This is a genomic window from Sorangium sp. So ce145, assembly GCF_051525985.1.
Classification (GTDB): domain Bacteria; phylum Myxococcota_A; class Polyangia; order Polyangiales; family Polyangiaceae; genus Sorangium; species Sorangium cellulosum_B.
The window spans coordinates 8679175-8705209 of record NZ_CP150315.1 but is presented as its reverse complement, the minus strand read 5'-3'; the positions used below and the strand labels follow the sequence as shown (position 1 = coordinate 8705209).

Genomic DNA, 26035 nt, shown 5'->3' with positions numbered 1-26035 from the left:
AGACCGCGGGGACGCGCGCCCTCCCTACCGCCCCGCGGGGCCGAACCGGCGCGCGTCGGCCGGCGTCCCCGGCGGCGGCGCCTCCGGGACGAGCTCGCCGCCGTGGGTCAGCACATGCCAGCGCTCGTCCCGCGTGTACCAGGGCTCGCCCCGGAGCTCTGGCGCAGGCTTCGGACGCACGCCGACCCGCACGCGACCGTCGTGCACCTCGATCCGCATCAGATTCTGGGACACCTCGACCCCGCGCGCCAGGGCGAGCACCGGGTGACCCGGGCGATCCAGCGACACATCGAGGCGCCCGCCCGCCGAGGCCGCGGGCGAGCTCGCGAGGAGCGCCGCGCCGCCCGGAGCCGGCATCGCCGCGACGCCGTCCGGCACCACGACGCGCCGCCACGCCTGCGGCGCGCCCAGCGGCAGCGGGCTGCGCACGAGCGCCTGCAGCGGCTCGCGCTGCGGGGCGCTCGCGTGCCGCATCCGCTCGAGCAGCAGGAGCAGCGTGCCGTCCGGCGCCGCGATGATCCGCCCGATCGCGTCGGCCGGGATCGCGTGGGTCCCCTCGGCGCGCCACGGGCCCTGCGCGCCCCGCACGAAGAGCGCCGCGCCCCCGCCTGCGGCACGGCAGACGAGCACGCCGACGCCGGCCGCGTTGCGCAGGTCGACCGGCTGCGCGCACCCCTCCGGCGCCGCGACGGGCGTCACGGCGCCCGCGCGCTGGTCGACGACCGCGAACGTCGGCGGCCGCACGAGGTGCGCGGCGCATTTGCCGCCCGGCGGGACGCGCGCCGGATCGCAGAGGCCGTCGTCGAACGCCGCGAGCCACGTGCGCGTCGGCGGCGGCTGCCGGAAGTCCAAGCGCAGGCACAGCGCCCCTTCGCAGCCACCATGACCGCCGCCGCCCTCCCCGATGCCGGTGAGCCCGAGCCCGCCTTCCTTGCACTGCGGCTCCCGTCCGACCGCCGCGGCGCCGCGCGCAGGCGGCTCGGGCGCCGGCGGGACGAGGGCCGAACGGCGAGCGCCGGCCTCCTGGGCGATGATCGTGGTGGAGAGGCTGAGCGCCAGGCCGAAGGGCGGCAGGTCGTACAGCAGGTTGGCGGGAGCGGCCCGGGTCCACGCCCGGCCGTCGCGGCTCAGCACGGCGGGGCAGTCCGGATCGCCGTTCCAGATCCAGGAGCCCGCGCGCTCGAGCGTGCGCGGCTGGAACGTGGACCGCGCCCAGGTCTGCCCGCGATCCGACGAGACGAACGTGCCCGGGGGCGCCGCACGCCCCGGCGGCGCCGGGCGCCCGTGCGAGGGCGCCTCGGCGGGCACGCGCGCGACGAGCACGCCGTCGGGCCGCACGAGCACCGCGCGCACCGGCTTGCCCGGCGCGACGACGGCCGAGGTGAAGGTGCGGCCCTCGTCCGCGGAGACGCTGACGCGCTCCCCCGCCGCGGCCGCGATGAGGCCGCCGGCCGCGTCCCAGGCCGTCGCGCCGGGGACGCTGCCGCGCAGCTCGAAGCCGTCGGGCCGGAGCGCGGCGTGGACGTCGGCGGCGCGGTGGAGCGCGCCCTCGGGCGTCGCCGCGTAGAGGGCGTCGTCCCGCTGGCCCGCGACGCCAACCCAGATGAAGCCCGCGGGCAGCTTCAAGGGGCCGACGACGCCGAGGTCCTGGTGGACCGCGAAGGCGCCGACAGCGGCTGCGCCCGGGGCGCCGGCGCCGCTCGCACCGCCGGCTCGCCCTGCGGCGCCGGCGCCGTCTCCAGGTGCGGCGAAGACCGCGACGCGCGCGCCGAGGGCGATCTCGCGGTGCTCGCGGAACAGGTCCCGCTCGGCCAGCTCGCGTTCCTGCTCGTCGAGGGGCGGCTCGATCCAGGGCGCAGGCGGGATCGCGGCGGCCGGCAACACCAGCGGGGCCGACGGATCGACGGGACCGCCGGCGGGCCCGCCCTCGGCGCGCACCGACGCCTCCGGCGGGGCGGGAGGAATGGCGACCGACGCGGGCGCCGCTGGAGCCGGACCGGCGGCAGGACCACACGAGATTGCGAGCAGCGCCAAGGTGAAGGGCGAAAGCCGTCGAGAGATCTTCAGGGAGAGCCTCCTGCTCCACCTTTACCAGGCATCCCCGACCGGATCACCAGGCCGCGCCGCGCGGGACCGGCGGTGACGGTCTGCGCCCGGCTCGCGTGCGCTCGGCGGCATCGATCCCGTCGGGGCGCGCTCGCCGAAGGTCCGAGCGCGCTCGCCGAAGGGAGACGGGAGGTGGGGGACGGTTTGCCACGGCAAACTCGTCCTGGCCAACGCGGTGTTACTGCGCGCCGATCGAGCTGAGGAAGTCGTAATAGGCGTCGATCTTGTCCGCGGGGACCACGTCGAGGCCGGTGTTGACCCGGAACTCGTCGATCATCTGCGGAGCGAGGATCGCCTTGGTCGCGTCGAGGCCGATGGCTCTGATGCCATAGAGGATATACGGCACGAGATACCCCTCGTAATACTGCAAGCGCCGCTTCAGCGCCACCTCGTTCCGCAGCGCCCTGCGGCGGCTCCGCCCGAAGCGCCGCGGCAGCGCCGCCGCGCCCGACGAGCCTGCGCCGCCCGAGCCTGCGCCGGTCGAGCCGACAGGCGCGCCGGTCTGACGCCGCGCCGGATCGAGAACGCGGCGCGCTAGCGCTTCGGACCCGCCGCAACCCCTCCGTCATTCCGGCAGGAGCGCCTCGCTCAGCCGATCGCGCTCCGCCACGGCAGGGCTCTCCTCCGGGAAGACCAGGTTGACCTGCTCCGCGCCCCGCGCGAGGCACCGCACGAAGTCGGCGAGCCGCGCCAGGTTCTCATCGGCGCGCGCGTTGGCCGCTTCGGGAGCGCCTGCGAGGGGCTGCGGCGCGGGCCTTCGGCCTGGGTGCGGCGCGGGCGGGAGCGCCGGGGAGACCACGCCTGCGCCGAGGGCGCGCGCCGCGAGCGCGCTCGGTGGAAGCGGCGCGCGGCTGCGCGAGAGCTCGCGACTCCGCGCGACGGCGGGCGGCCGGCGAGCCACGCGCGCCGCGCCGCGGCGGCCTCCTTGTGCGGCCGCCGCGCTCGGATCACGAGGCGCGCAGTCGCCCGTGGCGGGTGCGGGCCGAACGTGGTAATCAGCTGCAAGCCACGAAAGCAAGCAGAGTGGCAGAATGACACTCTGCGCAGCGTCGGGGCTTGTCAGCTGCATTACCGTGTTAGGCACCGTCTTAGTAGCGTGCATAGCTTTTTATCGATTCCTGCGATGTCTTTTGCGACTTCTCGCGACCTACGCCCCTTCCTTGGTCGCGTATGAACTTGAGTGTAGACTCGGTCGACACTGGGGGTCGCGACGAGTTTGAGGCCTTCGTAGCTCCCGGCCATCCACTGCGCGAAGATGTCGGCAGCATCCTTGTGCCTTTGGGTTTTTGCAGCAACTGATTTGAAGCAAGACATCAGGGCCTCCCTCTGGTCCTGGGCATTGCGAACTGTATCGCGTCTGCTCTCGTTCCGGCCGTGGGGGCCATCGGCAAATTGATGGAAGGAGAGCGCTCGCAATCCCATAAAGCTGGGTGCGTCGAGTGTGCCCGAACTGGAACCATAAATTCCCAAGAAGCGGCTTCCTCCATCGTGGGTGATTAGCTCTCGTTTGAGACGTGCAAGAAGCTGGAGATACCGTACCTGGTGAACGCAGTGCTCTGTGAGACCCTTGGAGCATGTCTCATCGCAGTCCCCGTACGCCCTTGAACGAGAGCTATTGGGCCAAGAGGTCGGAGCTGGGCCTGCTCGGAAGGTGAATTGTCGCACGTTGGCGAGAGCCTTGATCTTCTTCCTTATCGCGTCGAACGCGCGGCCAGTCGAGTTGTTCTGATTTTGATTGTCCGCCAGACGCTCGTGGAAGATGACTATCTGTGCATCGGGTGCTGCATGTTTGCGAACCTTCTCGTACTCGTCATCCAGCCAACGTTTCGACGCCGCGTCTAACTGAGTCGTGAGTGGGCTCGCATAGGTTGTGAACCCCGTGCGAATGATATCAGTAACAGCTGTGCTACCGAGGTGGTCTGCGATCAACGCTAACAGGCCGGTAGAGACTTTCTGATCGAGCACTTTCGCGGATGAATCCTCGCGGAAAATTGCCTCGCGCGTAGCTTTGAGCCTTGAGTTGATGCGGACGCACCTCGGAAGGTTCACCTTGATCATCTGCACTTGGGCATCAAAGCCGAGCGCTGACGCAAAGCTCGTCGCTCGGGTCGCGTGAAGCTCTGTAGCCTTGAGCTTCCCTTCAGTCTTGAAGCAGCCGTCGGGAACATCGAAGTAGCCCACTCTGACCTTCGGCAGCGGAAGCCCCAGGTGTTTCAGGACCAACAGCAGAGCCACAGTATGATAGATGTCGCCTGAACTATTGAGAGGAGGATGATTAAAGGTGAAAGTGTCATCGGGAAGAAACATGTCGAGGTTATTGGTCATCGCCGCATGCTCGCGGAGGAAAAGGAGACGCTGTGAGGTCTGGGGTGGACCCGTTGATACCATGGCCGCACGCTAGAGGTCCCATCAGCTCTCTCGATCACGGTCCCTCTCGCGTGCCCAACGTCGCAATCAGTTGCGTCGCAGGGCCTAGCGGCGGGTTATAGCATGTAGGCGGCGAAGCGCCCCGGCATATCTGCGTATTCCCGCGAATAGGTCGCGACGCTCCGCGGCATATCTGCGTATTCCCGTGAATAGGCAGCGACTTCCGCGACCTATCTGCGCATCTCCGAAGATGGGCCGCCGCTGCGGAGAGCCGGCGAGGGCGGGGCATCGGCAACCCCGCGGATCCTGCTACCTGGTGGGGCGAGGGCGGCGTCGCGGTCGAGATACTCCAGGGTCGCCAAGTGCGATGGTTTCCCGCTGGGGCGTTCTGTGGAGGGTACGGGCGGCGTCGTCATGCTTGGAGTCCAGAACGTTCGCGAAGATTGACAACGAGACGAGCATCTCGTTGACAGAAGAACCGATGGCACAACCCTACGCGCCGACGGATGCGGTCCGCGCCGAGAGAGCGTCTCTCCGGTCCGCTTTGCCGCTTGATCAACCCCTTGGCCAACTCCCTCTGCGAGGTCAGCGGAGATACCGTCCCGTGTCAAGAAGAGCCCGCTCGGCAGACTCGTCTCGGGTGGGTAGGGAGATCGGGGTCGCCGCAGGTCCACCTACATCCGGTCCTGCTCCACTGGTCCCGGTTTCCAGCAGGGCGGACCCGGGATCCGGTCGCGGCCCCCCCAGTCGGCCATCCCGCCCCGTTCCGTTCCGCCTGTTGGCTATGGCTCTACCCGCTGCCGGTTCCCTGCCTCACACCGTCCAGCCCGGCCCAGACCCTTACCGAAATCTTTCAGGTCACACGCAGATCCCACAAAAGCAAGAAGACACGGCTCTCGCCGTGTCTTCTTGGTGGAGGCGCCGGGAATCGAAACGCCTGCCGAGGGTAGGGATCCGCAGGGATCGCGTAGGTTTCCGCATGCGACGGGAGCGGCAAGCGTGCCGACGACGGCGGCTAAGTGCGCGAAACCTCGTGAGCCGGACGAATCCCGGACGAAACCGGCGGACCCGCGGACGGTGCTGCTCGGCCAGCTGGCGGAAGGCATGAGAGCGGCGCTCGCGGCGGGGGACGTGGAGGCGGCGCGCATCGCCCACGAGACCATCGGGCGGCTGCTCGGCGCGCCGAGGGCCGACGCGGCCGGCGTCATCGACCTCGCCGTCGAGCGCAGTCGGCGCGGCGGGTAGCGCCGGCTGGGGCGGCGCTCGCGGCGGGGGACGTGGAGGCGGCGCGCATCGCCCACGAGACCATCGGGCGGCTGCTCGGCGCGTTCTGTGTGGAGGCAGGCAGGGGGCTCGCTCTCGCGACGAAGCGCACACGCGGGACGCGTAGCGCAGGACAACAGCGGTTTCGCGGGTCTTTTGAGCAATCAGAGCCCTGAGTGCCCATGACAATCACTTAGTCCCAATGCGTCGGCCGGCGGATCCTGCCATTTGCGATAAAGAACTCATAGTCGACGATCCGTTCTTCTACCCGAGGGCCCATCACTCCGATTTTCTCTATCGCTGCTCGGTAGCGCTCGGGAGAGGAAACGGTTAGTGAATCGGGGTCAGTTAATGGCTTGAGCGCCTCATCCAGCTTAGAGCGAACCTCATTGCTCTTGGCGGCTTCGGTGACTTCCAGCTGAGTCTCGAAGGCTGCTTCAACAATCTTGTTCGCATGCCGAAGCCGGAGCAATGCATTGAATCCCCGCGTTGACATCTCGATCTCGCCATCGGAGACGCCTATTGTCCGGAGCGTGCCGATGAGGTCGTCCTTGATGGTGATTTTATCGGCGTCCGGGATCTTTCCCAGTACGCCCGCTCGGCCAAGCAGTTCGAGCGAGATCCTTGCCATCGTGTTGGCCGCGAGCCGGAGTTCTGAAATTGTTGCTTTCGCTTCTCTTGTTACCTCCTCTGCCTGGCGAAGTTTCAGCTCAATACCGGCGCCCTTGATCTCCTGGAACAGGTCGATCCGTGCGAACGCCATGGCGAGTAGCAGTGTCGGCGCAGCGACGGCTACGACAGCGGCTCTGTCACTGAGGACGAAGCCAGCAGCTAAGCTCAATAGCAGCGCTATTCCAAATGCGATACATGCCCGGGTCGCCCAAGGCGATGGTTTCCCATTGGGGCGTTCTGTGGAGGGTACGGGTGGCGTCGTCATGCTTGGAGTCCAGAACGTTCGCGAAGATTGACAACGAGACGACCGTCTCGTTGACAGAAGATCCGACGGCACAACCCTACGCGCCGACGGATGCGGTCCGCGCCGAGAGCGCGTCTCTCCGGACCTCATGGCCGCTCGAGCTATCCTCGTGGCCACCTCCCTCTGTGAGGTCAGCGGAGCTACCGTCCCGTGTCAAGAGGCGCCCGCTCGGCTGCATCGTCTCGGGTAGGTAGGGGGATCGGGGTCGCCTCCGGTCCACCTACAACCGGTCCCGCTTCACTGGTCCTGGCTTCCAGGAGGGCGGACCCGGGATCCGGATCGCAGGCCCCCAGTCGACCATTCCGCCTCGTTCCGTTCCGCCGGTTCGGCTATGGCCATCCGCTGCCGGTGCTCTGTCTCACACCGTCCAGCCTCGCCAGACCTCGCAAAACTTTGTCAGGTCACCCGCAGAGCCCACAAAAGCAAGAAGACACGGCTCTCGCCGTGTCTTCTTGGTGGAGGCGCCGGGAATCGAAACGCCTGCCGAGGGTGGGGATCTGCAGGGAACGCGTGGGTTTCCGCATGGGTCGGGAGCGGCAACCGTGCCGTTGACAGCGGGTAAGTGCGCGAAACCTCGTGAGCCGGACGAATCACAGACGAAACTGGCGGACCCGCGGACGGTGCTGCTCGGCCAGCTCGCGGAAGGCATGAGGGCTGCGCTTGCCGCGGGCGACGTCGAGGCGGCTCGCATCGCCCACGAGACCATCGGGCGGCTGCTCGGCGCGCCGAGAGCCGATGCTGCCGGCGTCATTGACCTCGCCGCCGAGCGCGTTCGCCGCGGCGGGTAGCGCCGGCGGAGCGGCGTTCGCCGCGGGCGACGTCGAGGCGGCTCGCATCGCCCACGAGACCATCGGGCGGCTGCTCGCTGCAGCAGAGACAAGGAGGTCGAGCACTCCAGCGCGTAAGCGGCCTAACGATCGGCCGCTGTGCCGCGGCGCGCGGCCCCGAGCGGAGCGAGGGGTCAGCGCGCCGTCGCGCACCAGCGGCTTGTTCGGCGGGCAAAATGCCCGTTCCGTCACCCAGTGGTCCCCTCACCGACGGCCGCAGAAGATTCTCGTCGTCGCTTTAGGGATGCCTATCCGCGGCGTCACGTCGAACCACGCAGTGGATCGAACCGCTGGACGGAGTTTCGATTAACGGAGTTGATCGAGGTGAGCGACTCAGTCCTCGTCACACGCAACAAAGCCACCCATGATCTCGTCTCGACATTCGAGCTCGATTGCGACCGTGGCCATGTCGACAAATCGACCCCATGGTGCGCCACCCACAGACTGACAATCGTAGCCGGAAAGACTTGACGTCGTGAGGTTGTTGGGAGTGAGATAGTCGGGAACGACGTAGAGGGTTAGGAACTGGCTCTGCGTTCCGCGGTAAATCGCTTCGAGCTCGGTCGGACCAAGCGTGACCTTGCCTCCGGACTGCGCGATGGAGAATGCCATCATCTGCCCATAGGGGCTCAAGCCGCAGAGGCCGATTGCTTGGTGACTGATGTTGAAGAGCGTGATCCCCCGCGGGTGCGTCGGCTGATTCGGCGTCGGCGTTGTCGGCTTCTGCTGCGCTTTTTCTCGCTTATGCGCCGCAATGGCACTCTTCACGTCGTCGGTCATGGCTCCGGGGAGGGCATACGCCTTTCCGGTGGCGACCGGCTTGCTCAGGCGCAGTCCGTCGCTCGACAGCGCTCCCGGCCGAAATTCCGGCTGGCGGACAACGAGCTGGTTGCTCGTGGGCCCGTCGGTGGACTGGTAGACGAGACCAAGCCCTGAATAGGTGTGAAACCAGCGTGCGAAGCGTGGCGAGGCTCGGAGATAGAGCTCGGAGACCGCGCTGTCCTCTGGGACGCCACGGTCATTTGCGACGGCGGGTCTGGCGAACCAACCCAGGCCCCCCACGTACTCAGCCTTTAACCCCTGCACGGAGCCCTCCGTCCATCGGCCGGTGAACTCCTCCATCACATAGACGATATCTTGGTCGAAAGGCTCAGCCACGCCACGGGGGACGTCGACGTGCTTGACGAAGGCGAGCTTTGCGCCCTCGGGGGTATAAATCAGGGAATTCTCCACCGCGGCGCCATACACGGAGGCCGTGGTGGCTTTCGGCGCGGACCACGCGCCGTTGTATTTCCTGGCGAACCAAAGCCGCCCCGTCACGTCGTAGAGGAGCACGTCGATTGCCCCGGATTGGCGCTGCGCGACGATCGAGAAGCGGGGAAGAGTTCTCTCGGGCGACGCGAGCTCCGTCTTGACAGGCGTCCCGAGAACGTCCTCGATCAGCACTAGCTTGGGCTGCGGACCCGCGTAGTCGTTGATCACGAGGAGGAGCTTCCCGTCGGGCAACGTCCCGCCTCCGAGCTCCAGAGAAGCGCCCTGATGGAGGACGGAGGTTGCGACGGTATCCGTGATTCGGTGCAGTCGAATCTCGCGATGGTCCGGGCTCGTCGCCGCGAACCCGTCGACCGGGCCGTCGAACGGGACGATGTCCTCGCCCGAGGGCACAGCGGGGAGCAGGTGCGACCAGATGAAGGGCACGACCGACAGTCCCTGCTCGGCCGGCGTGCGATCCATAACTCCGTACGAGCCCCAGCGCCCGACGCACACCCGCCGCATCTTGCCTGGTGGCTGCGGTCGCGCGGAGATCGGATTCCCCGTGGCGATCCCCCGGTACTCGTTCACAGTGAGCCCGGTGCGTACCTCGTTCGGTCCGACGAATACTGCCGCGAAGCCGCCGAGCCCATCGATGGTCGGCCAGAAAAGCTCCGTGGCTCCCTGTGGTGCCCCTCCGTTGGGCAGCGCAGATCTATCGCTAAAGTACGGCGAACAGCGGATGCTCTCCAAGCTCGCCATCACCGCGCGAGCGGCACTCGCGCCCCCCCCCACCGGTCCGACCGGGGGGGGTACCTGGGCGCTGCAGTATTTGGGGCGATTGGGGCTCGAGTCGCAACAGGGACTGCACGCCGAGAATCCAAGCAACGATGCGAGACCCAGCAGGCAGTGCTTCAGCATCATCGTCTCCTCTACCGGGAGCGCCCCGGTGGCGCTCGTATGACCGAGTCCCGGGGGCACGAAACACTAGATTTTCGCCCGTGTCAAGCCCTCGTGGGGTAGGTCGGGGGGAGTGTGGCGAACGCTCATGCCCTACCGCGGCCCTTGCTCGCGATGCGCACGACCTCCGCCAGCCCCGGAGAATGCCAACGGGTTTGAGAGTGTGCCGTGGAAAGGAGTGTTCTTGCAGCTGATGGAAGTTCAGCCCGGGCAAATGTCGATGCAGCCCGGTAGCCACCCGAGCGGCGGGGAGGGTGACCGACCCGTCGAAGCCTCGGGGGAAAAATCCACGCAGGTGGATCTGCAAGCGTGCGGGCCGCAACGCGAGTGAAGTCCGAGCAGGCCTCGAAAGGTTAAATGCGAGCGCTGAGCCCCCTCTCACCGGGGGCGCCAAGCTACGTCTCGTACCCTGTCCGGATCAGCGTTCTCCTCATCTGCAAGATCGCGTGCCCAACTGATTGCACGGCGCCGTAAATTTGACATGGAGTAGCGTGTCTCACGTAGTCGCACCCGAAGCGTTCGCTCACCTGGCCAAGCACCACTTGCACTCATGCGGAGCAAATCGGAGTCAGCAGGTGCGGGGAAACCGTTGGTCTTGCATGCGACAATGAGCCGTTGCTGTGTCGCGTCAATGAAGCGTTGGATCGAGGCAGACTTGTTTTCATCAGGAACATTGCGCCACCAGAGAATGCTGCTGGCGGGGATCCGTCGCTCGACGTCATCAAGGTTCATCGGGCCGGATTTCTCGAAGACGGAAAATACGTATTCAAAGAGCCGCCTCGTGTAGAACAGCAAATACGGAAGTCGACTGTACAAGTGGTACCACTGGGCCAATTTTGCATCTTGCCCGGAAGCGAAAACGAAGTTGAGGGACAGCGGCGGCGTGCTCATGCTGTCCCTGGTCGTGACCAGATGCATGGCGAAGTTGCATTGCCGATCAAAGCTGTCGTCGAGGTTCTTGTCATATCGAAGCCGCATGACGTAATCGGCATCGAATCGATCGGCTTCTCCGAGCGCGATTACAACTCGTTCGATTCGCTGAAGATGGCGCGACAGCAACGTTCCGCCTTTTTCTTTTTTCTTGGGATCGAGCAGGATCGGATCCTGCCGCAATTTGTCTGCAAATTCGCCGGGGTTCAAGGCCATGTCCTCAAGAACATGCAGTATGTCTTGAAGCGGTTTCCTGAGCAGTACGTAGGCAACGCTTAATCGGGCCATCTCCGACGCGTCGAGAGCCGATCGGAAGAAGTGCAGCGATTCGGAAAGCAGGGCTGAGAATGTGGTGCGCGTCAAAAACGTCGCGTATTCATTCTGTCGGCCTGTTTGATCGAGCCACTCCAGTAAGCTCCTTGTTGTCTTGTATGCGCTCTCGTCGCTGTCGTTGCGAAACAGAATCTCTTGGTCGAACGAGCGGTTTTCTTCGCCAAATCGAAGTAGATCCAGGAGGGATTTCTGATTCAGTAGACAGAGATTGTGTGCCGGTAGTAGGTAGTCCGGCAAGAAGGTGCGCCCAGATCGGAAGGTGCTCATCGTTCACGGTGTGAAGGCGTGGCCAGGGATGCCTACGTCGTGTGCAGTGACAACGAGACGTCCATCTCGTTGACAGAAGATCCGACGGCACAACCCTACGCGCCGACGGATGCGGTCCGCGCCGAGAGCGCGTCTCTCCGGCCCTCATGGCCGCTCGAGCCATCCTCGTGGCCACCTCCCTCTGTGAGGTCAGCGGAGCTACCGTCCCGTGTCAAGAGGCGCCCGCTCGGCTGCATCGTCTCGGGTAGGTAGGGGGATCGGGGTCGCCTCCGGTCCACCTACAACCGGTCCCGCTTCACTGGTCCTGGCTTCCAGCAGGGCGGACCCGGGATCCGGATCGCAGGCCCCCAGTCGACCATCCCGCCCCGTTCCGTTCCGCCGGTTCGGCTATGGCCATCCGCTGCCGGTGCTCTGTCTCACACCGTCCAGCCTCGCCAGACCTCGCAAAACTTTGTCAGGTCACCCGCAGAGCCCACAAAAGAAAAAAGACACGGCTTTCGCCGTGTCTTCTTGGTGGAGGCGCCGGGAATCGAACCCGGGTCCGCAAGGCATCCAGTCTACCTTCGTTCACGTGCGTAGTCGCCATGCGCCGGCGACGGCGTTCGTAGATTCGGCTACGACCTATCCCTCACTGAATCTCGGCCGCGTTATCGAGGGCGTCCTCACGCGACCCAGCCCTGTGGTTGACACCCTTAGAGTACTAGGACGACCTTCTCCTCGGATGGCTTAGCGGTTATTAGGCCGCGACAGCGTATGCGTTGTCGTTCGCACTTGTAACGTCCCGCTTGATAGGCGGAGCAGGAGCCGCCAGCACGCAGACAGACCTTCAGTCCCCACGTCGAAGCCGATCGCCCCCTCGTGGTTCGTTCAGACGGACCGAATATTGCTAGAAACCGTGCTGCCGTCAACCCCTCGGCGCCAGATCGTTCCGTCGCTGACGCCGTCGCGGACGTCGCCGTGCGCCGGTCGGGGCCGATTCGTCCGGTTCTTTCGGCTTTCCTGCCTCCTGCTGCCTCCACGCGCCTCCGCCGGCCTTGCCCGTCTCCAGCTGCCCCAACCTGGTGCCGTCCGCTTGCCCGCCTGGTCTGGTCGGGCCGCTACCTGGTCGCCCCCCCCGTGGTCGCCCCCCGCTGACCACGCCTGCGCGCCTGCCGCTCTCGACGGCTCCTCGCGGCTCGGCTAAGAAGCCCGCGAAAAGGAAAAGGAGTCGGGCAACTTATGGCGAGGATGGTCCAGTGCGTGAAGCTCGGCCGTGAGGCGGAGGGGCTGGAGAAGCCGCCGCTGAAGGGCGAGCTGGGCAAGCGGATTTTCGACAACGTCTCGAAGGAGGCGTGGCGGATGTGGCTCGAGCACTCGAAGATGCTCATCAACGAGTACCGCCTCGACCTCATCTCCGAGGCCGGCCAGCGGATCTGGATGACCGAGCTCGACAAGTACTTCTTCACCGGCGGGAACGAGGCCGCGCAGCTCCCGCCCGACTACGTGGCGCCCAAGGACAAGCCGGAGTAGCCGACCGCGACCGCGGTCCCCCGTCCCTCATCGGCCCGGCGGCGCTTCCAACCACCCCATCCGGAAGCGCCCCGCCCCCGCCCGCCGCCCCTCAGGGCAGCGGACCCGGCGCCGGCAGCGCTCCGCCGTTGCGCACGTACTCGATCAGCGCCGCCGCCATCTGCTTGTCGACCTTCTCGCACTTCGCGGTGACCGCCCCCATCGTCGCGCCCTTGCACTCTCTCTTCCGCTCGATGATGAGCTTGCCCGTCTTCTCGTCGGCCAGAAACGCGTCGCGCGTCTTCTGATCGAGGCTCTTCCACGGGATCGCCGCGAACTTCGGCTTCGGCGGCACGTGCTGCCGGACCTCCTCCGCCATCAGCGTGGCGCACGTCCCGTCCCATCGCAGGACCTCGTATCCGCCGCCGGCGCCGCTCACGACCATGCCCCCGGTCTCCGGCTCCCGGTGATAGAGGATCAGCACCTCCTCATCGAAGACCAGCTTGTCGTTCGAGGACGACCCGCCAGAGGCGTTCACCGCGTCGGTGTCCCGCGTCAGGTACCCGCGCGTGAACGGCGACCCCTTCGCGAACAGGGTCAGCGCCACGTCCGGATGGAACCCGCTGCAGAGCCGCTTCACGAACGCCACCGGCGGCAAACACTCGTTGCCCCGCTGCTCGCACGTCGTCGGGATCTGCCGTGACGCTTCCGCCGCGGCGTCCTCCTCCTTCTTCCCACCTTCACCCTCCGCCGCCTCACCCTCCTTCGCGGCCGGCGCCGCAGCAGCCACCTCGGTCTCCGCACGATCCGGCTCCGACGGAGGAGGCGCCGCGCCACCGCAAGCGGCCAGGGTACCCACCAGGACAAGCGCAAACGAGCTCTGGACAGATCGCATGGCCCACGAACCTACCGGAGCCAGCCCGCCCCTCCGCATGGAAAAACAACGCCGACCCGCGACGCAATGCGCCAGCACGGCGTCAAAACCCGTGGCGCATTGCAGGACGCCCACCGCCGCCCCCAACGCAAAGCGCCGAAGGCCTTGAATGGTTCAAATTTCCGACAGCGCTTGACATCAGCATCCCATCAGCAGAGTCTGAGCTGATTCCGGCAGGAGGTGGTCGTGCTGGATCTTTCTTCGTAAGCATCCTCGTCATCGCCTGTTGGTGGTTCGCGTAAGTGCAAGTCTCACACGGGGGCTCGTCAATGCGACAGTGGGTGATCGCTGGTCTCGTAGGGTGTGCGATGGTCGTCTCCTGTGCGCTCCTCGCGGGCTGCAGCGCGGCCGGGGAGCAGTTCGATCCGCCGGCGAGCACCGGCGAAGTGCTCACGGGCGCGGGGGGCGGCTCCGCCTCGGGCGGCTGGGCGAGCTCGTCGGGCTTATCGGACGACCCGGGCGAAGTCGGCGGCGGCTGGCCGTCAGGGAAGCTCGGGCCGCCGTATCCCATCGTGTTCGCTCACGGCTTCTTCGGATTCGAAGACTTCGCGGGCGCTGGATACGTGAGCTACTTCTACAACGTCAAAGAGACCCTCGCCGAGAGCGGCGAGACGGTCTTCACGCCCGCCGTCGACCCGTTCAACAGCTCCGAGGTTCGCGGCGCGCAGCTGCTCGCGCGGATCGAGCAGATCCTGGACGCGACAGGCCACGAGAAGGTGAACATCATCGCCCACTCGCAGGGGGGGCTCGACGCCCGCGTTGTCGCGCACGACAGGCCCGATCTCGTCGCCTCCATCGTCACCGTCGCCACACCCCACCTGGGCTCGAAGGTCGCCGACGTGGCGCTCGAGCTCGTCGCCCACGAGCGCCTGCAGGACATCCTGGACGATCTCATCAACGCGATCGGCGCGCCGCTCTACGATCAGATAGGCAACGAGACGAGCGTCTTCGCGGCGCTCGAGCAGTTCTCGACGCCCGGCATCGCGGAGTTCAACGCGAGGTTCACCGATGCTCCCGGGGTGTTCTATGCCTCCTTCGGCGGGCGGACGAACCGCGCGCGCGGCGGCAGCGACTGCTCGACGCTCACCCCCGCGCCCTTCGTCGCGCAGTTCGACGACGGCCTCGACCCGGTCCACCCGCTGCTGTCGCTGACCGAGACCCTGCTCGACGGCGGCATCGGCGAGTCGTTCCCGAACGACGGCCTGGTGCGCGCGCGGGACGCGCGGTGGGGGGACTTCTGGGGCTGTATCCCGGCCGACCATTTCGACGAGATAGGCCAGCTCTTCGGACAGAGTCCGGGCGCCGGGAACCCCTGGCTCTATATCGACTTCTACCGCTCCGTGATCGCGCGGCTCCGGCAAGAAGGCTTCTGACGAGCCCGCGCGCCCGCGCGCACCCGCGCTCGCCCCGCTCGATTCGCCGAAAACCGCCCCGAGCGGCCGCCCTCTCCACTACCATCCCCCGCCGATGCTCGAGGCGCCGCTCACCCGCGCTCTCCCGCTGCTCGCCCTGCTCAGCGCGGCGTGCAGCGGCGACGTGCGCCGGTTCCCCCTGCGCGATCCGGTCTGGCGCGACGCCGACCTGAACCCCGTCTCGCTGCCCTGCCGGCCCGATCCCGAGGCGCCCAGCGACGATCCGCAGCACCGCCTCTGCTCGCCCGCGCCCTACGAGTCCTCGTTCGCGTGGGACGCCGCCGACAACCTCGTCTTCCGCCCGGTGTCGCGGTTCCTCGCCGTGGAGCCGGGGGGCGAGGCGGCCAACGTGAACAGCGTCGACGAGGTGCCGGACTCCAGCTGGTTCACGAACCGCATCGGCAAGCGGCCGCTCTCCGCCGAGGAGCTGGTGCGCGGGCCGTGCGACGACAAGACGCTGGATCCCGAGGCGCCGGACGGATCCTGGGTCATCGACATGGGCAAGCCGAACGGCGCGAACCCCGGCTTCCGGATCAAGGTCGAGGGCGTCGGCAAGTTCATGCTCAAGGCCGACCCCTCGGACCAGCCCGAGCGGGCCACCGGCGCGACCGCCATCGCGGCGCGCCTCTACCACGCCGCCGGCTTCTGGGCGCCGTGCGACAGCGTGGTCTACCTGAAGCCGTCGATCCTGAAGCTGTCGCCCGGGCTCACCGTGACCGACAACAGCGGTGTCGCCAGGCCCTTCGATCAGGCGGCGCTCGACGGCGTGCTGGCCAAGGCCTCGAAGCGCGGCGACCGGGTCCGCATGGTCGCCTCGCGCTGGCTCCCGGGCCGCGCCATGGGCCCGTTCAGGTACGAGGGGACCCGGGAGGACGATCCGAACGACGTCATCCCGCACGAGGACCGGCGCGACCTGCGCGGGGGGCGCCTGCTCGCCGCCTGGCTCAACCACTTCGACTCGCGCGAGCAGAACTCGATGGATGTCTGGCTCGCCGAGGACCCGATGGACAAGGACGCGTCGCCGGGCCACGTGCGCCACTACACCATCGATCTCGGCGACTGCTTCGGCAGCGAGTGGGAGTGGGAGGAGATCTCGAAGCGCCTCGGCCACGCCTTCTACTTCGACGCCGAGTACGCGCTCCTCGACTTCGTGACGCTCGGCATCCCCGAGCGGCCCTGGGACCGGGCGAGCCACGATCCGCAGGGCGACATCTTCGGCTTCTTCAGCGATCGCGATTTCCGGCCGGAGGCCTGGCGCGGCGGCTACCCCAACCCGGCCTTCGGGCGGATGACCGAGCTCGACGGCGCCTGGGCCGCCCGGACGCTCGCGCGCTTCACGCCGGAGCTCATCGAGGCCGCCGTGAAGACCGGCGACTTCACGGCGCCGCGCCACACGGCGTTCCTGATCGGCAAGCTCCTCTCGCGACAGCGCGCGATCATGGCGCGGTACCTGACGCGCCTGTCGCCCATCGCCGACGTCGCCCTGGCCTCGCCGGCGGCGCTGTGCGGCGTCGATCTCGCGCGGCGCACCGGCGTCGCGCGCCCGCAAGACCTCCGCTACGAGGCCGCGATGTACGCCGGCGAGTCGCTCGCCCTGCGCGCGCGGCCGGTCGTGCGCCCCTCGCCGGACGGCCGCGTGTGCCTCGCGCTCCCCCACATCGCCGCGGACGGCGGCGCGCCCGACGACGCGCCCTCGCGCTACGCCATCGTCGATGTGCTGAACGGGCAGGCGCCCGGTCCGCTGCGCGCCCACCTCTACGACCTCGGGCCGCGCCGCGGCTACAAGCTCGTCGGCATCGAGCGCCCCGACGACGCCGAGCCGCCCAACTGAGGTCCTCACCCTGACAATGGCCCTCATTTTTAGAGAGAAATTGAACAGGGAGGCGAGGAGACGGGGAGATTTTGGGGATTTTACTCCCCGTCTCCCTGCCTCCCTGTGAATTTCCCCGAAAGTTCGAGGGGATGCTTCCGATCCCCGCCGGACATTCGCCGCCGCTCGCTCAGAAACCGTGGGTCGCGCCGACCATGAACCGCAGCTCCTGGAGGCCGGCCCCTTGCTCGAAGGTCTCGGTCGCCGAGCCGATCAGGAGATCGATGGAGTGGTCGCGCTCGCCGCTCGTGCGCAGGCCGAGCACGAACGACATGCGGAGCAGGTCGAGATCGAAATCGCGGAGGTGCTCGCCGAACACGTTGCCCGCGGCGACCTGCACCGTGCCGTCGACGAACGCCCAGACCGGATAACGGTACTCGAGCGTCGCCGCGGCGGCGCTCCGCCCGCGGAGGCGCCCTTCGCGGAAGCCCCGCATCGGCGCGTCGCCGCCGAGCTCGGCGAGCTCGGTGAAGGGGACCTCCGCGGCGCCGAGCGGATCGGCGAAGGCCGCCGAGAGGACGAGGCTCACGATGCGATCGTGCCCGGTGAGATCGACGAACCCGCCCAGCGAGCCGCCGTAGCGGATCCACCGGCTCTCCAGCGGCCGCTCCAGGTCGGCGGCGTGCTCTCCAGACAGCTCCAGCCGGACGCCGTTGCCCCGCGCCGGGCGCGGCAGGCGCGAGTCGAGGCCGGCGCGGCCCCCGATCCGGTAGGCCGTATACCCCGTGTCGTACGACGGGGGCATCGGATAACGGCCGCGCGCCACCCGGAAGCCGACCGTCGGCTTGCAACAGATGTCGTGGAAGTCGACGGTCTTCGCGCCGGTGATCGCCTCGACGAAGCTGAACGCACCGAAATCGGCGTGGAGCGTCGCGGTCCCCTCGACGCTGCGGGCTCTGTAGCGGGCCCAGTCGCGCTCCAGCGAGCTCGGGCCGATCCCCGAAAACAGCCAGTCAGGCCGGATGTCCGCCTCGCCGCGGAGCTTCAGGTGAGCGCGCCCGCCGAGGGGGATCCGGTCGGCGACCGTGAGCCGCCACCAGTCGACCCCGCCGGTCGCGGCGTGGACGCGGAGCTCGTTGCCGGGGACGAACAGATCATCATAGAAGAAGTAAACGCCGACGCTCGCGCGAAAGCCGAAGTCGAAGAGCGCCGTCGGGACGATGCCGATGTCGTTGTTCGGCCCGAAGGTGAAGATGTCCTTGAGCTCCTTGATCCACTCGCCTTGCTCCGCCGCGACGGTGAGAGCGCCGAGCGGCCGCCGGACCAGGTACTCGCTGGCGAGGTAGGCGGGGAAGAACACGACGCGCGGCACCCAGAGCAGCGCGTCTCCGGCGCTCGTCGCCTCGTCCGGGCGACCGTCGTAGTCCGGCACAGGGCGCTTCGCGCCGGGCGAAAGCGGCGCCGCGGCGGGAGGACGCGGCGGCGTAGCAGGCTCTGCCGGCGCGCGAGGCGCCGCCGGCAGAGCCCCCGGGACCACGGGCGGCGGCGCGGCGCCCCCCGCCGGAGGCGCGGCCTGTGCCTCGGCGCAAAGCGACAGCGCGGCGCAGCTCGCGAGCGCGGCCGCGCGCCGCCGAAAGGCCGTGCCGAGCGCGCGCGTCGGTCCCTTCTCGTTGGTGCCCAATCCGCCTCGCCTCTCGCACGGAAACACGTCGCGGCGCGGGAGCATAGCGGAGTTCTCGACCCGAGAGACGCCTGTCTGCGCGGCGCGCCTGTCGAGCGTCCAGCGCGACGGCGCGGCGAGTGCGGCGGTTCACACGCCCGGCGGCGAGAGGGAGGTTGCCGGCCGGGACCAGGCTCGATAGCCTCGCGCGCTCGGCATCGGTCCTGTGCCGGTGCCGCCAGAACGGCGGTTTTCCGGGCATGGAGCGGCGGGTGGCGAGCTCAGGCGAGAACGAGACACGGGCCCGGGGCGTGCTTCACAGGCTCCTTGCGATCTTCGCCGAGGTGAAGCCGCGCGAGGTCTTCAGCGTCCTCGTCCTCACGCTGAACGTGTTCCTCCTGCTCACGGGCTATTACCTCCTCAAGGTGGTCCGCGAGCCGCTGATCCTCGCGGGCGGCGGGCTCGAGATCGGCGGGCGGCGGCTCGACCTCGACGGCGCCGAGGTGAAGGCCTACGCGGCGGCGGGCCAGGCGCTCCTCCTCGTGGGCGTGGTCCGCGCCTATGGCGCCCTGGCCAGGCGCTTCGGGCGCATGCAGCTCACCACGGCGCTCACGCTCTTCTTCGCCGCGAACCTCGTCCTCTTCTTCCTCCTCGCGCGCCTCGGCGTCCCCCTCGGGGTGCCCTTCTATCTGTGGGTGGGCTGCTTCAACCTCACCGTGATCGCGCAGTTCTGGTCCTTCGCCAACGATGTTTACACGCCCGAGCAGGGCAAGCGGCTCTTCGCCATCGTCGGCATCGGGAGCTCGCTCGGCGCCATGTTCGGCGCGCAGATCGCGAAGCGCGTCTACGTGCCGATCGGCCCCTACAACATGATGCTCCTCGCGGCGGGCGTGCTGCTCGCCTGCCTGGGGCTCACCTACCTCGTCCACCGCGACGATCTCGCGGGCTCGAAGGACGCCGCGGACAAGGCCGACGCGCCGCCCGGGGGCGCGGCGGGCGGCTTCAAGATCATCGCGCGCGACCGCTATCTGCTCCTCATCGCCGGACTGACGCTCGTCCTCAACTGGGTGAACTCGACAGGCGAGTACATCCTCGATCGCACCCTGATCGAGTCCGCCACGAGCGCGCTCGACACGGGGAGCGAGCAGCGCGGCGCGCCCGACGCGGCCCCCGCCGGCGCGGCCCCGGGCGCCCCGCTCGCGGCGGGCGCGGCGGTCTACCTCGTCGATCCGCAGGCCTCGCGCCTGCTCGAAGGGAAGATCGCCGCCGTCAAGGGCGGCGCGTTCGACGTCGAGGCAGGCGGCAAGGTCGTCGAGGGCGCCGGGGCGGGGCTCGTCCACCCGCGCACCGAGAAGGGGAAAAAGGCCGCGCTCGGCGCGATCATCGGGACCTTCAAGGGGGATTTCTTTTACTGGGTCAACACGTTCGGCGTCGTCCTGCAGCTCTTCTTCGTCTCCCGCATCTTCAAGTACCTCGGCGTGCGATTCGCCCTGTTCATCCTCCCGGCCATCGCGCTGCTCGGCTACGCGTCCCTCGCCGTCCTGCCGGCGCTCGCCGTCGTGCGGGTCGCGAAGATCGCGGAGAACAGCGCCGATTACTCCATCCAGAACACCGCGCGGCAGGCGCTCTTCCTGCCGGTCGGCCGCGACGCCAAGTACAGCGCCAAGGCGGCCATCGACACCTTCGTCGTCCGCGCGGGCGACGTGCTCGCCGCCGTGGGGGTGATCGCCGGCCAGGTGCTCGCGCTCTCCACACGCCACTTCGCGATGGTCAATATCGCCCTCGCGCTCGTGTGGCTCGGCGTCGTGGCCGGCATCGCCCGGGAGCACAGGCGGCGCGCCGCGGACGAGCCGGCGGCGTCCGATGACCTCGAGGCCGCGTAGCCTCAGGGCCGCGCGGCGCCTCAGGGCCGCGCGGCGTTCGCCTTCCAGCCCTCGTAGGCGTCCATCAAGGCCAGGTACAGCCAGCGGCCGATGACCTCGGCCCCCGCGCCCGACGGGTGCGCGAGATCGGCGCCGCCGAGCCCGCGCTGGACCCAGATCCCCATCGAGCCCGAGCCGCCCATCGCGCCGAAGGTGTCGAAGTAGCCGCAGCCGACCTGCCCGGCCACCCTGCGCTGGATCGCCGCGAGCTTCGGGATCACCGGGCGGCTCCGGTACACCTCGCCCTTCTTGTCGGCGCGGTCCATCGGGCCCACGAGCAGGCACGACGACCCGGGCAGCGCCGCGGTCACCTGCTCGAGCACCGCCTTCATCGTCGACTCGTACTGATCGAGCGGGAACAGCTCGCCGTCCTCGCTCTCGTTCATGCCGTAGTGGAACACCGTCAAGGACGGGCTCCGCGCGCGCAGCTGCTCGGCGAAATGGGCGTCGTCGCTCTTGTCGAGGAAGCGGATGCGGCAGCCCTGGATGCCGATGGCGTCGAGCACCACCCCCGGCGTGTCCCGCTCCATCCAGACGCCGAACGCCCGCACCCCCGGGCCGTGCGCCCGCACCTCGATGGAGTGCGGCCCGTCCGGGACCTCGTAGGTCGCGATCGCCGAGCTGGCCGCGTCGGCGCGCGTGTCGATCATCTCGCGGCTCTCGCCGTCGATCTTGACCTCCATCCGCCCGCCCTCGGGGTGCTTCAGGTAATCGACGGCGAACCGCGAGACCGCGCGCCCGTAGGTCCCCGACTCCGCGGTGGCGAAGCGCGAGAACACCCCCGCGCCCTGCGACCGGAACGACACGCCGCCGAGCCCGTAGAGCCCGTCCTTGGCGAACGGGCCCACCACGCGGCTCACCTGCCAGCCCGGGCCGGCGAAGCGGACAACGTCGTTGTGGAAATATCCCGGCCAGGCGTTCGCCATCAGCATGAACCCGTGGCCGGCGTCCCCGAACCGCTTCTGCAGCTTGCGCCGCAGCGTCGCCGTCACGAAGTCGCTGGCCACGATGGAGTCGCCGAAGTAGGTGATGCGCGCGATCGACTGCGGCGCCTTGCGCTCCACCGCCGCGAGCGCGCGGAAGAACGGCGCCATCGCCTTGCCGCTCGGGTCCTCGATCGGCCGCGGCGGCTTGCCCTCGGAGGCGACCGCCGCCGGCATGAGCTCGGCGGCCGCGGCCGGCAGCGCGACCTCCTCGGGCTGGCGCAGCTCGGCCTGCTCGGTGGTCTCGGTGACGAGCGTCGTCTCGCCGACCGACGCCACCGGCGCCGGCGCCGGGACCACGACGAGCCCCTCCCCCTCGGGCAGCGGCGTGAGCACCCGCAGCCGCGACAGGCTCGGGTGCGCGTAGGGGACGAGCACGAGCAGGGCGAGCGTCGCCATCGCCCGGGCAGCCGGCGAGGCGAGCCCGTTCCGCGCCGGCGAGCTCACGGTCACGGAGCCTCCGTCGCGCCCGGCCGGAGGTCCATCACGCCCGCCCGGCGGCTGCGCCTCGTGGACGTGGGCCTCGCGCGCATCCGGCGCGCGGACGGCCGGCTCGTGAGCCCTGGTGCTGCTCCTGGAGGTCATCGACGCACGTGGGAAAGACGGATGGAAGCGGCGGCTACAGGCCCTTCTTGTCGAGCTTGTCCAGGGCCGCCGTCGCCTTGTCGCGGCAGACCGCGTCGCCCTGGTGGATGCAGATCGCGCGCAGCAGCTTGATCTCGCCGGCCGACGCCTTCCCGTTCCAGACCTTCGGCTCGAGCGCCCGCCGCTGCGCGGGGTACGAGCTCGAGTCGAGGCCAGAGCTCGCCGGCGCGGCGCCCGAGGCCGAGGGCGCCGGCGCCGAGGCCGAAGCTGAGGGCGCAGGCGCAGGCGCAGGCGCAGGCGCGGGTGCGGGTTGCGGCATCCAGGCCGCCGGCGAGCCGACGTGCTGCGGCGCCGGCTCCGGCTCGGGCGGCGCCTCGGGGTCGACCTGCCGCCGCATCTCGGCCACCCGCGCGCGGAGCGCCGTCGGGACGCCCGTCGTCTTCGCGATCTCGTTGAGCAGCGCGAGCTTCTCCGCCTTCGTCTCGGCCTGCTCGACCTGCCGGAACATCCCCTCCGCCCAGCGCTCCTCGATCTCCTTGAAGCGCGGCGTCTCCCGGACCGGCGACGTCTCGGCGATCTCCTGCAGCTTCCGGTGCGCGGCGTCGATGTCCCCCGAGCGGAGGTGCTCCTGCGCCGCGTCGAGGATCTTCGCGTCGTCGCCCGCCTGCGCCGCCACCACGGGCCTCACGTCCGGCTCGGGCGTCGTGGACCCGTGCGACCGGGCGCGCGTGGCCACGATCACGGCGATGACGACGATCAACGCGACCGCGAGAAGGAGCCCCATCGCCTTGCTCGCCCCGCCGAGCGAGCGGGACGACTGCGCGGAGGGGGCCACGCTCCCGTAAGCGCCCGGCGCCACGCCAGGCCCGCCGTCCGGCCCCGCGCGAAAGATCTTGCCGGCAGCGACGAAGCGGAGGCGGACGTCGCCGAGCTCGAGCGCGTCGCCCGCCTCGAGCAGGCCCCGCTTGAGCTCGACGCCGTTGATGCGCACGCCGTTCGCGCTCTGCTTGTCGACGACCTCGTAGCGGCCGCTGCCGAGGCTGATGAGCTCGGCGTGCAGGCGGCTCACGGAGCTGTGGTTGATCGAGATGGTCGCGTCCTCGGAGCGCCCGATCGTGAAGCGCTCGCCGTCGAGCGGGAACTCCGCGCCGGGGGTCGGGCCGACGACCATGACGAGCCGGTTCGGGCGGGTGTGGAGCGGCAGGTGCGCCGTGCTGCGGCTGCCCGGCGGCGGCGTCGGGCTCGTCACGGCGGACGAGAGCGCCTCATCGACGATCTCGATGCGGTAGTCGCCGAGCTGCACGAGGTCGCCGTGGCGCAGGTGCTGCTCGCCGGTGACGCGCCCGCCGTTGACGTACGTGCCGTTGTAGCTGTCGAGATCCCGGATGACCCAGCCCTGGCCGTTCTTGGCCAGCGTGGCGTGGGTGCGCGAGACGTTGCGATCGGTCAGCCGGATCGAGTTCGACTCTCCGCGTCCGAGCGCGTACTCCTCATGGGCGAGGGGGAGCCCCGTCTGTTTCCCCTCGTCATCCTCGATCGTCAGCTTCCACATAGCGGGTTCGGGGTACTCGGGCGGGGCCAGGCTCGCCCCGCGAGCCCCTGTGGATCCGTGCCACCCACCGCTCGCCGTACGAGCCTCCTCAGCGAGGCGGGACTACTTTAGCGAGTCCGCCTCCGGGAAGGCAATGACGGCGCGCCGGCCCATGGCGGACGGCCGGGACCGCGCCGTCGCCAGCGCCGAAATCCACGAGCGCGCCTCGGATCGCCGCGCGCGCCGGGCAAGCGCCGGGCGGGCCAGGCAGGCCGCCCGCCAGCGCGGCGATCCCGGAATGCCTGGCCGGACCTCCGGCGGGCGGAGCTAGTGGCCGCCGCCCACGGGCCGGAACGGATGGAGGAACGCCGAGAGCGCTCCCGGGTTCCGGGTCTGCAGCCAGAGCCTCCCGTGCCCCTGGAACTCGCAGACGAGCCCCTCGCCGGACAGGAACAGGCCCTTCAGGCCCGACAGCTTGCGCACCTGGTACCTCAGGCCCTCGGTGAACGCGAGCAGATGGGTGTTGTCGCAGAGATAGCCCTCGTGCTGGCGGCCGACGTCGATCGCGTGGATACCGCCGTAGCTCGAGAACCAGATCAGCCCCTCGCCGTACGCCCTGAGCAGCGACAGGCCGCCGGCGAAGAAGCCCTTGGCCCCCTGCCACTTCGTGTCGAGCGTGATGCCGGGCGTGGAGGCGAGATAGGCGCCCGACTGGAGGAACACCTCCATGCCCGAGCGCAGCACGAGGCGCTCGATCGAGCCCTCGGGGGCCGGCGCGAGCCGCATCGACTGCATGGGCGCCGTCGCCGTGAAGGTGTTCTGGAAGAGGCTCTCTCCGGCCGTCATCCTGCGCTTGAGCGCGCTGGCGAGCCCGCCCTGCAGGCTGGTCTTCATGTCGATGGCCGCGTCGCGCGCGACCATCGCGCCGCTCTCCGCGACGATCTGCTCGCCGGCGTGCTCGAAGGTCACGTGGAGCACGCCGAACTCGGGGTTGCCTCGGATCTCGTCGCGCACGCCGTCCCCCCGATCTCTAGGGCTGCCGCGGGGCGAGCCGCGCGCCGATCGCCGCGCCGTACCTGCCGGCGTTGCGCGACTGGACCCACAGGCTGCCGCTCCCCTCGACGTGGCAGACGAGGCCCTCGCCCGAGAGCCACGTGCCGAGCCACGTCGACGTGTTCTTGCCGATCCGGCAGGCGAGCGTCGACTCCCACGCTGCGATGTGCCCCGTGTCGATGACGACGTGGCCTCTCACCTCGAGCTCCTCGAGCGCGCCGAACGCGCCGATGATCATCTGCCCCTGCCCGGCCGTCTCCAGCGCGAAGAGCCCCGCCCCCGAGAAGAAGCCGCGCAGGCCGGACGAGCGCGTCCTCACCTCGACATCGGGGCTGGACGCGACATAGGCGCTGCTCTGGACGCACCATTGCCGGTCACCCACCTCCAGCACGGCCATGTCCCCGGACAGCGGTGTCGCGAACAGCACCTCTCCGCGCCCGCCCTGCGCGGCGAACGCGTTCCTGTAGAAGGACTCTCCGGCCAGCATCCGCTTCAGGCCCGACATGATGCCGCCCGACTGCGTCTCCACGCGCACGTTCGTCGACATGCCCACGAGCGCGCCGCTCTCGGCGAACACGCGCTCGCCCGGGTCGAGCCAGCACTGCGCGAGGGCCTGGGAGGGACGGTAGAGGAGATTCACCTGCATCGGACGTCTCCGCCGCTCCCTCAGGGCGGGAGCAGCGGCGCGAGCCACCCCACGAGCGCGCCGGCGCTGCGCGACTGGATCAGCACGCGGCCGCGGCCCGAGAGCTCGCACACCACGCCTTCGCCAGAGACCATGAGGCCCATGAGCCCGCCGCCAGGGCTCCTGATCGTGAGCGCGAGCGACGCGTCGAACCCGACGAGGTGCCCGCTGTCCACGACGAGCGAGCCGTCGCAGGCGAGCTCCTCGATCGCCCCGTAGCTCGTGATCCAGAGATCCCCGACGCCGGAGGCCTCGATGAAGAAGACGCCCTCCCGCGCGAGGATGGCGCGCAGCCCACCCCAGCGCACCTTGACGTCGACGTCGCCCGCGCTCGCGAGGTACGAGCCCGCGCCGAAGAGCACCGTCTCTCCCTGGAGGCGGACGTGCTTGATGCCGCCGTTGAGCGGCGGGGCGAGCCACACCCACCCGCCCTCCGGCGCCTCGATCCGGTTCACGAAGAACGTCTCGCCCCCCGCGAGCTTCCGGAGCAGCGCGACGAAGAACGCCTTGAGCCGCCCGAGGAGCCCGGCCCCGCGGCCCGCGTTGAGCCGGACCTCCGTCCGCAGGCTCGGCGACCGCGCGACCATGGCGCCCGCCTCCGCGAGCAGCGCCTCGCCCGGATCGAGGCTCACCTCCAGCAGAGAGGACGACGGCTCATGCTTGGTGCGATGCTGCATTCGTCCACCCGCGGA

The 26035-nt window shown here is 69.0% G+C and carries 20 protein-coding genes and 1 other RNA gene; 5 read left to right on the top strand and 16 right to left on the bottom strand.

Translation table 11 applies throughout. The features are described 5' to 3' along the window. Window positions 1–24 precede the first annotated feature (24 nt). From WMF34_RS32215 to WMF34_RS32200, 4 genes are all read right to left on the bottom strand, one after another. Window positions 25–2034 (bottom strand): hypothetical protein, encoded by a 2010-nt coding sequence (locus tag WMF34_RS32215; RefSeq protein WP_437990212.1) that lies wholly within the window; start codon window positions 2032–2034, stop codon window positions 25–27. Window positions 2035–2284: 250 nt separating this feature from the next. After that, window positions 2285–2494, bottom strand: coding sequence for a hypothetical protein (locus tag WMF34_RS32210; protein ID WP_436614253.1), 210 nt, complete (start codon window positions 2492–2494; stop codon window positions 2285–2287). A 177-nt stretch (window positions 2495–2671) separates the two neighbouring features. Then, window positions 2672–3007, bottom strand: a complete 336-nt coding sequence (locus tag WMF34_RS32205; RefSeq protein WP_437990211.1) for a hypothetical protein — start codon at window positions 3005–3007, stop codon at window positions 2672–2674. 167 nt (window positions 3008–3174) lie between these two features. Beyond that, window positions 3175–4431, bottom strand: a complete 1257-nt coding sequence (locus tag WMF34_RS32200; RefSeq protein WP_437990210.1) for a hypothetical protein — start codon at window positions 4429–4431, stop codon at window positions 3175–3177. A 1146-nt stretch (window positions 4432–5577) separates the two neighbouring features. Here WMF34_RS32200 and WMF34_RS32195 point away from each other — a divergent pair. Beyond that, window positions 5578–5718 (top strand): hypothetical protein, encoded by a 141-nt coding sequence (locus WMF34_RS32195; RefSeq protein WP_437990209.1) that lies wholly within the window; start codon window positions 5578–5580, stop codon window positions 5716–5718. A gap of 211 nt (window positions 5719–5929) precedes the next feature. Here the strand turns inward: WMF34_RS32195 and WMF34_RS32190 are convergent, their stop codons facing one another. The 5 genes from WMF34_RS32190 to ssrA all read right to left on the bottom strand — a co-directional run bounded on the left by WMF34_RS32190 (window position 5930) and on the right by ssrA (window position 12136). Then, complete coding sequence (locus tag WMF34_RS32190) at window positions 5930–6499, bottom strand: hypothetical protein (RefSeq protein WP_437990208.1); 570 nt, start codon at window positions 6497–6499, stop codon at window positions 5930–5932. Window positions 6500–7302: 803 nt separating this feature from the next. Beyond that, window positions 7303–7563, bottom strand: coding sequence for a hypothetical protein (locus WMF34_RS32185; RefSeq protein ID WP_437990207.1), 261 nt, complete (start codon window positions 7561–7563; stop codon window positions 7303–7305). A gap of 309 nt (window positions 7564–7872) precedes the next feature. Further along, window positions 7873–9273 (bottom strand): hypothetical protein, encoded by a 1401-nt coding sequence (locus WMF34_RS32180; RefSeq protein ID WP_437990206.1) that lies wholly within the window; start codon window positions 9271–9273, stop codon window positions 7873–7875. 855 nt (window positions 9274–10128) lie between these two features. Next, window positions 10129–11280 carry a hypothetical protein gene (locus tag WMF34_RS32175; RefSeq protein WP_437990205.1) on the bottom strand — a complete coding sequence of 384 codons (1152 nt, stop codon included), beginning with the start codon at window positions 11278–11280 and terminating at the stop codon, window positions 10129–10131. A 511-nt stretch (window positions 11281–11791) separates the two neighbouring features. Beyond that, window positions 11792–12136: a transfer-messenger RNA gene (gene ssrA, locus WMF34_RS32170) on the bottom strand. Between the two features lie 362 nt (window positions 12137–12498). Between ssrA and WMF34_RS32165 the strand changes: the two genes are divergently transcribed. Continuing rightward, entirely contained in the window at window positions 12499–12789 is a 291-nt protein-coding gene (locus tag WMF34_RS32165; protein ID WP_272095228.1) for an oxidative damage protection protein, read from the top strand. 91 nt (window positions 12790–12880) lie between these two features. Here the strand turns inward: WMF34_RS32165 and WMF34_RS32160 are convergent, their stop codons facing one another. After that, the gene (locus tag WMF34_RS32160; RefSeq protein WP_437990204.1) at window positions 12881–13663 is read right to left on the bottom strand and encodes a hypothetical protein; all 783 of its coding nucleotides are present in this window, start codon (window positions 13661–13663) and stop codon (window positions 12881–12883) included. A 347-nt stretch (window positions 13664–14010) separates the two neighbouring features. Between WMF34_RS32160 and WMF34_RS32155 the strand changes: the two genes are divergently transcribed. Together WMF34_RS32155 and WMF34_RS32150 are read left to right on the top strand one after the other, a co-directional pair. Then, a complete protein-coding gene (locus WMF34_RS32155; protein ID WP_437990203.1) occupies window positions 14011–15075 on the top strand; it encodes an esterase/lipase family protein in 1065 nt (354 codons plus the stop codon). A 94-nt stretch (window positions 15076–15169) separates the two neighbouring features. Then, the gene (locus tag WMF34_RS32150; RefSeq protein WP_437990202.1) at window positions 15170–16945 is read left to right on the top strand and encodes a hypothetical protein; all 1776 of its coding nucleotides are present in this window, start codon (window positions 15170–15172) and stop codon (window positions 16943–16945) included. Window positions 16946–17114: 169 nt separating this feature from the next. Here the strand turns inward: WMF34_RS32150 and WMF34_RS32145 are convergent, their stop codons facing one another. Continuing rightward, window positions 17115–18605: a BamA/TamA family outer membrane protein gene (locus tag WMF34_RS32145; protein WP_437990201.1), complete on the bottom strand. Its 1491-nt coding sequence runs from the start codon at window positions 18603–18605 to the stop codon at window positions 17115–17117. Between the two features lie 251 nt (window positions 18606–18856). Between WMF34_RS32145 and WMF34_RS32140 the strand changes: the two genes are divergently transcribed. Next, window positions 18857–20467, top strand: a complete 1611-nt coding sequence (locus tag WMF34_RS32140) for an NTP/NDP exchange transporter (RefSeq protein WP_437990200.1) — start codon at window positions 18857–18859, stop codon at window positions 20465–20467. 20 nt (window positions 20468–20487) lie between these two features. On the opposite strand, the gene WMF34_RS32135 is transcribed toward WMF34_RS32140, so the two are convergent. The 5 genes from WMF34_RS32135 to WMF34_RS32115 form a co-directional block, all read right to left on the bottom strand. Further along, window positions 20488–22074: a GDSL-type esterase/lipase family protein gene (locus WMF34_RS32135; RefSeq protein ID WP_437990199.1), complete on the bottom strand. Its 1587-nt coding sequence runs from the start codon at window positions 22072–22074 to the stop codon at window positions 20488–20490. A gap of 34 nt (window positions 22075–22108) precedes the next feature. Further along, window positions 22109–23626, bottom strand: coding sequence for an FHA domain-containing protein (locus WMF34_RS32130; RefSeq protein ID WP_437990198.1), 1518 nt, complete (start codon window positions 23624–23626; stop codon window positions 22109–22111). A gap of 306 nt (window positions 23627–23932) precedes the next feature. Further along, a complete protein-coding gene (locus tag WMF34_RS32125) occupies window positions 23933–24619 on the bottom strand; it encodes a TIGR00266 family protein (protein WP_012238881.1) in 687 nt (228 codons plus the stop codon). Between the two features lie 16 nt (window positions 24620–24635). Continuing rightward, window positions 24636–25304, bottom strand: coding sequence for a TIGR00266 family protein (locus WMF34_RS32120; protein ID WP_437990197.1), 669 nt, complete (start codon window positions 25302–25304; stop codon window positions 24636–24638). 20 nt (window positions 25305–25324) lie between these two features. After that, entirely contained in the window at window positions 25325–26020 is a 696-nt protein-coding gene (locus tag WMF34_RS32115; protein ID WP_437990196.1) for a TIGR00266 family protein, read from the bottom strand. Window positions 26021–26035 lie beyond the last annotated feature (15 nt).

Bases quoted from the DNA above. Each gene is read 5' to 3' on its own strand.
- WMF34_RS32200 (WP_437990210.1), bottom strand. From the start codon at position 4,431: ATGACCAATAACCTCGACATGTTTCTTCCCGATGACACTTTCACCTTT.
- WMF34_RS32195 (WP_437990209.1), top strand. From the start codon at position 5,578: ATGAGAGCGGCGCTCGCGGCGGGGGACGTGGAGGCGGCGCGCATCGCC.
- WMF34_RS32190 (WP_437990208.1), bottom strand. From the start codon at position 6,499: ATGGCGTTCGCACGGATCGACCTGTTCCAGGAGATCAAGGGCGCCGGT.
- WMF34_RS32185 (WP_437990207.1), bottom strand. From the start codon at position 7,563: ATGGTCTCGTGGGCGATGCGAGCCGCCTCGACGTCGCCCGCGGCGAAC.
- WMF34_RS32180 (WP_437990206.1), bottom strand. From the start codon at position 9,273: ATGGATCGCACGCCGGCCGAGCAGGGACTGTCGGTCGTGCCCTTCATC.
- WMF34_RS32175 (WP_437990205.1), bottom strand. From the start codon at position 11,280: ATGAGCACCTTCCGATCTGGGCGCACCTTCTTGCCGGACTACCTACTA.
- WMF34_RS32165 (WP_272095228.1), top strand. From the start codon at position 12,499: ATGGCGAGGATGGTCCAGTGCGTGAAGCTCGGCCGTGAGGCGGAGGGG.
- WMF34_RS32160 (WP_437990204.1), bottom strand. From the start codon at position 13,663: ATGCGATCTGTCCAGAGCTCGTTTGCGCTTGTCCTGGTGGGTACCCTG.
- WMF34_RS32155 (WP_437990203.1), top strand. From the start codon at position 14,011: ATGGTCGTCTCCTGTGCGCTCCTCGCGGGCTGCAGCGCGGCCGGGGAG.
- WMF34_RS32150 (WP_437990202.1), top strand. From the start codon at position 15,170: ATGCTCGAGGCGCCGCTCACCCGCGCTCTCCCGCTGCTCGCCCTGCTC.
- WMF34_RS32135 (WP_437990199.1), bottom strand. From the start codon at position 22,074: ATGACCTCCAGGAGCAGCACCAGGGCTCACGAGCCGGCCGTCCGCGCG.
- WMF34_RS32130 (WP_437990198.1), bottom strand. From the start codon at position 23,626: ATGTGGAAGCTGACGATCGAGGATGACGAGGGGAAACAGACGGGGCTC.
- WMF34_RS32120 (WP_437990197.1), bottom strand. From the start codon at position 25,304: ATGCAGGTGAATCTCCTCTACCGTCCCTCCCAGGCCCTCGCGCAGTGC.
- WMF34_RS32115 (WP_437990196.1), bottom strand. From the start codon at position 26,020: ATGCAGCATCGCACCAAGCATGAGCCGTCGTCCTCTCTGCTGGAGGTG.